The 10715-nt window shown below is 35.3% G+C and carries 11 protein-coding genes; 10 read left to right on the top strand and 1 reads right to left on the bottom strand.

All coding sequences use genetic code 11. The annotated features are described in order from the left end of the window. The coding region (locus BN55_RS09480; protein ID WP_040469598.1) for a YigZ family protein at nt 1-203 on the bottom strand (203 nt) is incomplete at its 3' end. Between the two features lie 42 nt (nt 204-245). Between BN55_RS09480 and BN55_RS09475 the strand changes: the two genes are divergently transcribed. The 10 genes from BN55_RS09475 to trxB all read left to right on the top strand — a co-directional run bounded on the left by BN55_RS09475 (nt 246) and on the right by trxB (nt 10638). Further along, entirely contained in the window at nt 246-1514 is a 1269-nt protein-coding gene (locus BN55_RS09475; RefSeq protein ID WP_008471932.1) for a DEAD/DEAH box helicase family protein, read from the top strand. Continuing rightward, complete coding sequence (locus BN55_RS09470; RefSeq protein ID WP_040469596.1) at nt 1511-2191, top strand: ComF family protein; 681 nt, start codon at nt 1511-1513, stop codon at nt 2189-2191. Before BN55_RS09475 ends, BN55_RS09470 begins: the two co-directional genes overlap by 4 nt. 84 nt (nt 2192-2275) lie before the next feature. After that, entirely contained in the window at nt 2276-2821 is a 546-nt protein-coding gene (gene hpf / locus BN55_RS09465) for a ribosome hibernation-promoting factor, HPF/YfiA family (RefSeq protein WP_008471930.1), read from the top strand. 143 nt (nt 2822-2964) lie between these two features. Then, nucleotides 2965-5364 carry a preprotein translocase subunit SecA gene (secA, locus tag BN55_RS09460; protein WP_008471929.1) on the top strand — a complete coding sequence of 800 codons (2400 nt, stop codon included), beginning with the start codon at nt 2965-2967 and terminating at the stop codon, nt 5362-5364. 50 nt (nt 5365-5414) lie between these two features. Continuing rightward, nucleotides 5415-6531, top strand: a protein-coding gene (gene prfB / locus BN55_RS09455; protein WP_147614489.1) for a peptide chain release factor 2 whose coding sequence is annotated in 2 segments (ribosomal slippage) — nt 5415-5486 and nt 5488-6531 — 1116 coding nt in all. Because the reading frame shifts where the segments join, the coding sequence is not laid out codon by codon here. Between the two features lie 17 nt (nt 6532-6548). After that, nucleotides 6549-6773 carry a hypothetical protein gene (locus tag BN55_RS09450; RefSeq protein ID WP_008471927.1) on the top strand — a complete coding sequence of 75 codons (225 nt, stop codon included), beginning with the start codon at nt 6549-6551 and terminating at the stop codon, nt 6771-6773. 9 nt (nt 6774-6782) lie between these two features. Beyond that, nucleotides 6783-7733 (top strand): HPr(Ser) kinase/phosphatase, encoded by a 951-nt coding sequence (hprK, locus tag BN55_RS09445; protein WP_008471926.1) that lies wholly within the window; start codon nt 6783-6785, stop codon nt 7731-7733. Further along, nucleotides 7733-8569, top strand: coding sequence for a prolipoprotein diacylglyceryl transferase (gene lgt / locus BN55_RS09440; RefSeq protein WP_008471925.1), 837 nt, complete (start codon nt 7733-7735; stop codon nt 8567-8569). The genes hprK and lgt overlap by 1 nt, the downstream gene beginning before the upstream one ends. A gap of 37 nt (nt 8570-8606) precedes the next feature. Further along, nucleotides 8607-9626, top strand: coding sequence for an NAD(P)H-dependent glycerol-3-phosphate dehydrogenase (locus tag BN55_RS09435; protein WP_008471924.1), 1020 nt, complete (start codon nt 8607-8609; stop codon nt 9624-9626). 76 nt (nt 9627-9702) lie between these two features. Next, on the top strand, nt 9703-10638 hold the full coding sequence (gene trxB, locus BN55_RS09430) for a thioredoxin-disulfide reductase (RefSeq protein ID WP_008471923.1): 936 nt from the start codon (nt 9703-9705) through the stop codon (nt 10636-10638). The last annotated feature ends 77 nt before the right edge of the window (nt 10639-10715 follow it).

Genomic DNA, 10715 nt, shown 5'->3' with positions numbered 1-10715 from the left:
TGTTCATCGTTTTTTCCAATAGTGTAAGCAAAAGTATTATGAGTAGCATCATGATATTTTTTGCTAATTTGAGTGATAAAATCTTGTGCTTCTTGTTCAGTTTCAGTTCTAGCCATGCTGCAGATAAATTTGCTTTTTTTGATAATTAGTTTACTTACGCCATTTTCTTTAATTGTTAGAAAATCATTTTTATTATTTGACAAAAATAAAGCCTCTTTTCGTGTAATAAGTAATGAGGTGATTTAATGAGTAAAATGTATGGTCGACAGTGTGTGGGCAGTCAGATAAACGATAACATAAACGTTGAATTTGAAAAAGTACCAGCAATGAAAAACGGAATTTGTCAGCGCTGCAATCAAGCTTCGCAAGCATTTTTACCAAATAAAGAGCGTTATTGTCGCAATTGTATTGGATTAGGACGAATTTGTGAAAATGATTATTTATACCGCAATCAAAATTCTAAAAAATATGATAGTTTGCCAAATGGTGGTTTAACTTGGCGGGGCAAGTTAACTGAAGCTCAAGAAAAAGTTTCGCGCGAATTAATTCAATCTTTTGTCGATAAAAAAGATCATTTAGTGCATGCAGTTACTGGAGCAGGCAAGACTGAGATGCTATTTGGTGTAATTAAAGAATGCCTTAAACAGGGCAAAAGAGTGGCAATTGCCACACCGCGAATTGATGTGGTTGACGAGTTATATCCAAGATTTTGCGAGGCCTTTGCTTGCGCAGAAATCGGAAAATATCATGGGCGTGAATTTCATGAGCCAGATGATGAACAATTTATTATTTGTACGACGCACCAATTATTAAAATTTTATCGTGCTTTTGATCTGTTAGTAATAGATGAAGTTGATTCTTTTCCTTTCCATGAAGATCCGGTTTTGCATTTTGGAGCCCAACAGGCAGCTAAAGTCAGTGGCAGCAGGTTTTATTTAACAGCTACTCCTGACGAAAATTTATTAAAAAGAGCAAAGAGTCATAAAATTGGCTACTCTTTATTAAATAGACGTTTTCATGGCGGTCTTTTGCCAGTACCGAAAAATCAATTTTATTTGCGACCTTTTATTAGTAAAAATAAACTTCATCCAAAATTAAAGGCTCAGGTTGAAAAAATTATTAAGACTAAAAAGCCATTGTTGGTTTTTATTCCTAGGGTTGCGCAGCTTCCGGCTTATCATCAGATTTTTAAAAAGAATTTTTCTGATTTGAAAATCGACAGCGTCCATGCGGCAGATAAAAAAAGACAGGAGAAAGTTTTAAGATTTAGAAATCAAGAGTTAGATATTTTGCTTACGACGACAATTTTGGAAAGAGGGGTAACTTTTAAAAGTGTACAAGTAATTGTTGTTGCTGCAGATGATGGTATTTATAATACTCCGTCTTTAGTGCAGATAGCAGGGCGTGTGGGAAGAAATAAAAATGATCGTAGTGGTTTGGTTTTATTTTGTTATCACCGCTACACCAAAAGCTTGAGAGAAGCTAACTATCAAATAAGGAAAATGAATCGATGAATAGATGTTTATTATGCAATAGTCTTTTCAAAGTGCAATTAAATTATTCAAATTTATTTTTTAGCTTAAAAAATGACAAAATCGTCTTGTGCCAATCTTGCTTTAGCAAGTTTAAAAAAATTACTGGAAAAACTTGTCAAAATTGTAATAAAAGACTATCAGAAAATTTCAAACTAGATATATGCCAAGACTGCCAAAGATGGCAGCAGTTGTATCCTGATAATCTTTTAAAAAATAAAGCTTTGTATCGCTATAATGATGCTTTTCATGATTTGATGGTGAATTATAAGCGCTATGGTGATTTTTTACTTCATGAAGTATTAAGCTACTTAGTAAAAAAATTGCCTAAGGCTGATTTTTACGTACCCGTTCCAAGCTCTCCTAGCCATTTAGAAAAAAGAAAATTTGATACAATAAGCGAAATTTATAAAGATCTTGTGCCTCTAACTTTTGCTTTGACTAAAGACAATAGTCAGCAAGCTCAAGGAGAAAAAAATAAGCAGCAGCGTTTAGCGACCAAACAAACTTTTAAGTCGGTAAAAAAATATAAATTATCAGGTAGAATTTTACTATTAGATGATATTTATACGACTGGTCGAACATTGTATCATGCCCGTGATGCCTTGCAACAAGCGTATCCTAAAATTGAGATTATGAGCTTTACAATTGCTAGATAAATAATTAGGCAAAGCGCTTCCATTTTTGCTATACTATAAGTGTAAAGAAAACGTCATAAGACGTTTGAAAGGAGAGAATCAACAATGTTAAAATACAACGTTCGTGGAGAAAATATTGAAGTTACCGACTCTTTAAGAGATTATGTTCAAAAGAGATTGGAAAAGTTAGAGAAGTACTTTGAGATTGAATCTGATGTAATCGCTCATGTAAACATGCGTGTTTACCCAGATCACTCAGCTAAAGTAGAAGTTACTATTCCACTTCCATACTTGGTACTTCGTGCTGAAGATACTACTGACGATATGTATAAGAGTATTGATTTTGTTTCAGAAAAATTAGAGCGTCAAATTAGAAAGTACAAGACTAGAATTAATCGTAAGAGCCGTGAAAAAGGCTTGAAAGATTTCTTCTATGAAAATGTTGAAGAAGAAAAAGAAACTCCAAAGAAATTCAACATTGTACGTAACAAGCATTTAGATTTGAAACCAATGAACGCTGAAGAGGCTGTTTTGCAAATGGACTTATTAGGTCATGATTTCTTCATTTTTGAAGATGCTGATACTAATGGTACAAGCATTGTTTACCGCAGAAATGATGGTCGTTATGGCTTGATTGAAACTAACGAATAGTTTTAATTATAGCGATATACCCTTAAGTTTAGCTTAAGGGTATTTTTTTGTGGATAAGTGGGTTTCTCATTTAACTGAAAAATGTTAAAATTACTTAGTATCTTTAGATTTGTGCACAAAATTTACACGTAAGGACCGATTTAATGGCAAATATTCTAAAAAAACTTTACGATAGTGATAAACGTGAATTAAAGAAATTTGAAAAGCTTGCTGATAAAGTTGAAGCTTTAGCAAGTGATTATGAAAAACTATCAGATGAACAACTTCAGGCAAAAACTCCTGAATTCCGTGAACGTATTAAAAATGGCGAAAGTCTTGATGATCTTTTACCAGAAGCTTTCGCTACTGCGCGTGAAGGAGCTAAGAGAGTTTTAGGATTATATCCATTCCGCGTACAGGTCATTGGTGGTATTGCCCTTCACTTTGGTAATATTGCTGAAATGATGACTGGTGAAGGTAAGACTTTAACGGCTACTATGCCAGTTTATTTAAACGCCCTAACTGGTAAAGGTGTCCATGTTGTTACTGTTAACGAATACCTTTCTTCTCGTGATGAAAGTGAAATGGGACAGTTGTACAAGTGGCTCGGCTTATCAGTAGGATTAAACTTAAACTCAATGTCTGCTGATGAAAAACGCGAAGCATACAATTGTGATGTTACTTACTCAACTAACTCAGAATTAGGTTTTGACTATTTGCGTGACAACATGGTGGTTTACAAAGAACAAATGGTTCAAAGACCATTGAACTATGCCATCATTGATGAGGTTGACTCAATTTTGATTGATGAAGCTAGAACTCCATTGATTATTTCAGGTCAAGCTCAACAAGCAAATAGCGAGTATATTCGTGCTGATCGTTTTGTTAAAACTTTAGTAGAAGATAAAAGCGATGACGATGCAGATGATGATGAAGATCATGGCGATTACAAAATTGATTGGCCAACTAAGACCATCAATTTAACTAATCAAGGTATTGAAAAAGCTTGTCGTCACTTTGGTTTGCGCAACTTGTATGACATTGATAACCAAGTCTTAGTGCACCACATTGATCAAGCATTGCGTGCTAACTACATCATGCTAAAAGATATTGATTATGTGGTTCAAAATGGCGAAGTAATGATCGTTGACTCCTTTACTGGACGTGTAATGGAGGGGCGTCGTTATTCAGATGGTCTTCACCAAGCAATCGAAGCCAAAGAAGGCGTTAAGATTCAAGAAGAATCTAAGACTCAAGCAACTATTACTTACCAGAACTTCTTTAGAATGTACAAGAAGTTATCTGGTATGACCGGTACTGCTAAGACTGAAGAAGAAGAATTCCGTGAAATTTACAACATGCAAGTTATCACGATTCCTACTAACAGACCAATCGCTAGAAAAGATATGCCTGATATCTTATACCCAACTTTAGATTCAAAATTTGAAGCTGTAGTTGAAGAAATTAAGAAACGTCATGCAAAAGGTCAGCCAGTTTTGGTTGGTACAGTGGCTATTGAAAGTTCAGAACGTTTAAGTAAAATGCTTGATGCTGCAGGTATTCCTCACGCAGTTTTGAACGCTAAAAACCACGCCAAAGAAGCCGAAATTATCATGAATGCTGGTCAGCGCGGTGCTGTAACTATCGCAACTAACATGGCCGGACGTGGTACTGATATTAAGCTTGGGCCTGGTGTTAAGGAATTAGGTGGTTTAGCAGTTATTGGTACTGAAAGACACGAATCTCGTCGTATCGATAACCAGCTTCGTGGACGTTCTGGGCGTCAGGGAGATCCTGGTTACACTAGATTCTACCTTTCACTAGAAGATGACTTGATGAAGCGATTTGGTTCAGATCGTGTTAAGGCATTTTTAGACCGAGTATCAGATAATGATGACGATAAAGTTATCGAAAGTAGAATGATTACCAAGCAAGTTGAATCTGCACAAAAACGTGTTGAAGGTAATAACTACGACACTCGTAAGCAGACTTTGCAATACGATGATGTTATGAGAACTCAACGTGAAATCATTTATGGCGAAAGAATGCAAGTCATTAATGAAGAAAAATCATTAAAAAATGTTCTTATGCCAATGATTAAACGTACAATTGATCATCAAGTAGATATGTATACTCAAGGTGATAAAAAAGATTGGCGTAATGATCAATTACGCGACTTTATTGCATCAAGTATTACTGATGAAGAAACAGCTAAGAAGATTGATTTGAAGACTATTACGGCAGATGGGCTTAAGCAAAAGCTTTATGACTTAGCTGAAGAAAATTATAAGCAAAAGCAAGAACAACTCGCCGATCCTGCTCAAATGCTAGAATTTGAAAAGGTAGTTATCTTGCGTGTCGTAGATGATCGCTGGACTGATCATATCGATGCCATGGATCAACTTCGTCAATCCATTAGTTTACGTGGTTACGGTCAGTTGAATCCACTTGTTGAATATCAAGAAGCTGGTTATAGAATGTTTGAAGAAATGATCAGTAACATTGAATTTGACGCTACTCGCTTATTCATGAAAGCTCAAATTAGACAAAATCTTAGTCGTTAGTAAAAAGAGGAGGCGTGAGGTCTCCTCTTTTCTTTTTAGGAGGAATTTAAATGGAAGTTAGTGAGATACAAAATCAATTAGATAATTTATCCGAAAAATTAAACCATTTCAGGAGGTCTCTTTGACTTCGATTCGTTAAATGAAGGGATTGCTATTAACGAATCTAAGATGGCTGAGCCTGACTTTTGGGATGATCAAGAAGCTGCTCAAAATTTGATTGCGCAGACCAATCAGATGAAAGAAAAGAGCGAAAAATTCCAAAAACTAAATAATGATTTTCAAGATGCACAAGTTGCCTTAGATCTTTTAAAATCCGATCCTGATCAAGATTTACAAACAGAACTTAGTGATCAGATGATTGAATTGAGTAAAAGCTTTCATGAATATGAACTTAACTTATTACTTTCAGATAAGTATGATCAACATAATGCGTTAATGGAAATTCACCCAGGTGCTGGTGGAACAGAAGCCATGGATTGGGCAGATATGCTTTTGAGAATGTATCAAAGATATTGCGAAAGTCATGGCTTGAAGTTTGAAGTTGAAGATTATGAGCCAGGAGACGAAGCTGGCGTTAAAAGCGTAAGTATTAGAATTCAGGGCAATAATGCTTTTGGACTTTTAAAATCAGAAAACGGCGTACATCGTTTAGTAAGAATTTCTCCTTTTGATTCAGCTAAAAGAAGACATACATCTTTTGCTTCTGTAGAAGTAATTCCTGAAATTGATCAAAGCATCAAGATCGATATTAACCCTGATGATTTACGAATCGATGTTTATCGTTCTAGCGGAGCAGGTGGTCAGCACATTAATAAAACATCAAGTGCTGTAAGAATTACTCACTTGCCAACTGGAATTGTAACTGCTTCTCAGGCACAACGTTCGCAGCTTCAAAATCGTGAAACAGCAATGAATATGTTAAGAGCCAAGCTGTTTCAACTAGAAGAAGAAAAAAAGCGTAAGCAGACTCAAGCATTAAAGGGGGACCAAATGGATATTGGTTTTGGCTCACAAATTCGTTCTTACGTATTCCACCCCTACAATATGGTGAAAGATCACCGCACTAATTTTGAAACCAGTGATGTAAATGGTGTAATGGATGGTAAAATTGATGATTTTATCTATGCCTATTTACAATGGAAACTAAGTCAAAGCAATCCTAATTAAGGAGTCGATAATATAAAATGAGCTTTTTAATTATATTTTTATTGGTAATTGCGATTTTAATCGTATTAGCACTTGCTTTTGTGGTATTAAAATTCGTATTTGCATTAATTCCACTTGCATTACTAGTTGCCCTAGTAATCTGGTTAATTTATTATTTTAATAAGCCGAATAATAAAAATAAGCATACAAAAAATAAAAGAGGAAAGCCAAAAAATGTGTCAGTCAAAGATATGGATGAATAGAGGTTAATTATGGCAGATGCAGTAACAGTCGAAGAGTTAGTTAAAAGCAATCCTACTTTAAAAGTAGTTGAAGGCGATAAGTTTTTAAAAAAACATAAAATTGCTATTTCAGATATTTCACGTCCTGGCTTAGAATTAACTGGTTATTTTGATTTTTATCCTAAAGAAAGAATTCAGCTTTTAGGTCGAACTGAGATCTCATATGCGGCTCATTTAGATCATGATTTACGTTTAAAAGTTTTCACAAAAATGGCAACTGATCAAACACCTTGTTTTGTCGTGTCGCGTGATTTACCAATTCCTGATGAATTGATCCAAGCCGCTGAAGCTGCAAAAATTCCTGTCCTTCATAGCTCGATGGCAACAACGCATTTATCTAGTGTTTTAACCCAATACTTAGATGAGCAATTAGCACCTCGTAAAAGTATCCACGGAGTTTTAGTTGAAATCTACGGTATGGGAGTTTTAATTGTTGGTAATTCTGGTGTCGGAAAATCCGAAACAGCCCTTGATTTAGTTAAAAGAGGACACCGTTTGATTGCGGACGATCGTGTAGATGTCTATCAAAAAGACGAAAAAACTATTGTTGGTGAAGCTCCTAAGATTTTAAAGCACTTGATGGAAATTAGAGGAATCGGAATTATTGATATCATGAACTTGTTTGGTGCTGGTTCAGTAAAGGATAGCACTGAAATTCAACTAATTACACGTCTAGAAAATTGGGATCCTAAGAGCAATTATGACCGCCTTGGTTTTAATGAACAGACCCAAGAAATTTTTGGCGTAAAAGTTCCACAAGTTACCCTGCCAGTTAAAGTAGGACGCAACTTAGCAATTATTATTGAAGTTGCTGCCATGAACTTTAGAGCTAAAAAGATGGGCTATGATGCTAGTCAAAAATTTGAACAAAATTTGACGGAGCTTATCTCTGATAATTCTCGTAAGGAGGAGAAAGATTAATGACACTTGCGCTTAATCCTGTAGCATTTCAAATTGGATCTTTGTCAGTAAGGTGGTATGGAATTTTGATGGCTACAGGTGTTTTAGTGGCAACTCTGATGGCAATTTCAGAAGGTAAAAAGCGTCAAATCATGCCAGATGATTTTATTGACTTTTTGCTGTGGGCAGTTCCGATTGGATTTATTTGTGCACGTATTTACTATGTAATTTTTGAATGGGGATATTTCTCACAACATCCAGACCAAATAATTGCTATCTGGAATGGTGGAATAGCTATTTATGGCGGCCTAATTGGTGGAATTATTGTCTTAATTATCTTTTGTCACGTACGAATGCTGCCAATATGGTTAATGCTAGATATAATTGCGCCTGGGGTAATGGCTGCGCAAGTTATTGCACGGTGGGGTAATTTTATGAACCAAGAAGCTCATGGTATAAGAACTACGCTAGCATTTTTACAGCACTTGCATTTACCTGATTTTATTATTCAGCAAATGTATATTAATGGTCATTACTATCAACCAACATATTTGTACGAATCATTCTTCAACTTGATTGGCTTAATCATAATTTTGAGTTTGCGCCATAAAAAGCATTTATTTAAACGCGGAGAAATCTTTTTAAGTTATGTGATTTGGTATTCTTGCGTTCGTTTCTTTGTCGAAGGAATGAGAACAGACAGTTTATATATTGCTAATACCATTAGAGTTTCTCAAGCACTAAGTTTAGTTTTATTCTTTGCCGCAATTATTATTTGGATTTATCGTCGTAATATTGTACATCCAAAATGGTATTTGGCTGGTAGTGGACTAAAATACCCGTATAATAGAGATTGAGAGAATTAAATATTTTATAGAAAGTTTGAGTTTTAAAATGACAAAAATAGCAGTTTTAGGAAATGGTTCATGGGGTTCCGTATTAGGATCTATGCTTGCCGATAATGGCAATGACGTGGTTTTATATGGAAATATTGATAAAGTTAATCAAGAAATTAACGAACATCATACCAATAGTCACTATATGAAAGACTGGAAATTAAATCCCCATGTTCCTGCAACTGGAGATTTAGAAGAAGCTTTAACAGGCGCAGAAATTGTTTTGTTTGTTTTGCCAACTAAGGCAGTTAGAATTGTTGCCAAGAATGTTAAGAAAGTCTTGGATGAAATCGGAACTGAGCCACTTTTGGTAACTGCTACTAAGGGTATTGAACCAGGCAGTAAAAAATTAATTTCAGATATTTTAACTGAAGAAATTTATCCAAATAATAGTGAAAAGATTGTTGCAATTTCTGGTCCTAGTCATGCTGAAAATGTAGCTCAAAAAGATTTAACCGCAATTGCCTGTGCTTCTACGAGTGAAGAAAATGCTAAGAGAATTCAAAAATTATTCTCAAATAATTATGTTCGCTTCTACACTAATGATGATCTAGTTGGAGTAGAAGTTGGTGGGGCAGTTAAAAACGTTATTGCCATCGCTGCAGGTATTTTAGTGGGTAAAGGATACGGCGATGATGCTAAGGCAGCTTTGATGACTAGAGGTTTAGCTGAAATTACCCGTTTAGGCGTTAAATACTTTGGTGCTAAACCAATGACTTTTTCCGGCCTTTCTGGTATTGGCGATTTAATTGTGACCGCAACTTCTTCTAATTCTCGTAATTGGCGTGCTGGCAAACAAATTGGTGAAGGCAAGAGCTTAGACTATGTTTTAGAAAACATGGGTCAAGTTGTTGAAGGAGCTACTACTGTTAAAGCTGTCCATGAATTAGCTCAAGAAAAGAATATTGATATGCCGATTAGTGAAGCAATTTATCGTGTTCTTTACGAAAATTCAGATGTTGATAAAGAAATCAAAATTATGATGGGTAGAAATCCAAAGCCAGAAATCAGATTATAAGCAATAAACTTGTAATTATTTTTTCCTCATAGTACAATATACTTACAAATAGTAAGAAAGAAACTGAGGCGATAAAATGGCAACAGATTATGATGTAGTTATTATTGGTGCCGGTCCTGCTGGGTTAACTGCTGCTTTATATGCGGCACGTGCAAACTTAAAAGTATTAATGCTTGATCGTGGAATTTATGGCGGTCAAATGAATAATACTGACGCAATTGATAATTATCCTGGCTTTACGGACATCAAAGGCCCTGAACTTGGCGAAAAAATGTATCAATCGGCAATGAAATTTGAACCTGAGTTTAAGTATGGCGACGTCAAAAGCATAAAGCTAGATGGCGATAAAAAAATTGTTATCACTGATAGTGGTGAATTTTCTACTCAGGCCGTAATTATTGGTACTGGTGCTGATCATAAAAAATTAGGTGTGCCTGGTGAAGAAGAGTATGCCGGTAAAGGTGTTTCCTACTGTGCAGTATGCGATGCAGCATTTTTCAAAGATGAAGATGTTGCTGTAATTGGTGGAGGCGATTCAGCTGTTGAAGAAGGAATTTATCTTGCTCAATTAGCTAAGTCCGTAACTATTATTCACCGTCGTGATCAATTAAGAGCTCAACCTGTTTTGCAAAAGCGCGCCTTTGCAAATGATAAGATGAAGTTTATTTGGAATGCTCAAGTCGAATCAATTGATGGCGATGAAAATAAAGTTCAAGCAGTAACTTACAAGGACAAAGAAGATGGCAGCATTAAGAAATTAAAGGTTGCCGGAGTATTTATTTATGTAGGTGTTGTCCCACAAACTGCTGCTTTTAAAGATTTGGGAATCTTAGATGAATTCGGCTGGATTCCAACTGATGAAAAAATGCATACAAAAGTTCCAGGAATATTTGCGATGGGAGATGTCAGAGCTAAAGACTTGCGTCAAATTGCTAATGCAGTTGGCGATGGCAGTATTGCTGGTCAAGAAGCTTATAATTACATTCAACAAATCAATGATTCAAATTTATAGAAAAGAAACCGTAAAAGCGGTTTCTTTTTTTACTATTTTTCATTAATTTTTATGATAGAAAATAGTAGAATAGAAAT

Origin of the sequence: Lactobacillus hominis DSM 23910 = CRBIP 24.179 (genome assembly GCF_000296835.1) — a bacterium.
GTDB lineage: Bacteria > Bacillota > Bacilli > Lactobacillales > Lactobacillaceae > Lactobacillus > Lactobacillus hominis.
Note: the sequence above shows the minus strand (reverse complement) of the source record. Positions and strands in the feature narration are given on the sequence as shown.

Bases quoted from the DNA above. Each gene is read 5' to 3' on its own strand.
- BN55_RS09475 (WP_008471932.1), top strand. From the start codon at position 246: ATGAGTAAAATGTATGGTCGACAGTGTGTGGGCAGTCAGATAAACGAT.
- BN55_RS09470 (WP_040469596.1), top strand. From the start codon at position 1,511: ATGAATAGATGTTTATTATGCAATAGTCTTTTCAAAGTGCAATTAAAT.
- hpf (WP_008471930.1), top strand. From the start codon at position 2,276: ATGTTAAAATACAACGTTCGTGGAGAAAATATTGAAGTTACCGACTCT.
- secA (WP_008471929.1), top strand. From the start codon at position 2,965: ATGGCAAATATTCTAAAAAAACTTTACGATAGTGATAAACGTGAATTA.
- BN55_RS09450 (WP_008471927.1), top strand. From the start codon at position 6,549: ATGAGCTTTTTAATTATATTTTTATTGGTAATTGCGATTTTAATCGTA.
- hprK (WP_008471926.1), top strand. From the start codon at position 6,783: ATGGCAGATGCAGTAACAGTCGAAGAGTTAGTTAAAAGCAATCCTACT.
- lgt (WP_008471925.1), top strand. From the start codon at position 7,733: ATGACACTTGCGCTTAATCCTGTAGCATTTCAAATTGGATCTTTGTCA.
- BN55_RS09435 (WP_008471924.1), top strand. From the start codon at position 8,607: ATGACAAAAATAGCAGTTTTAGGAAATGGTTCATGGGGTTCCGTATTA.
- trxB (WP_008471923.1), top strand. From the start codon at position 9,703: ATGGCAACAGATTATGATGTAGTTATTATTGGTGCCGGTCCTGCTGGG.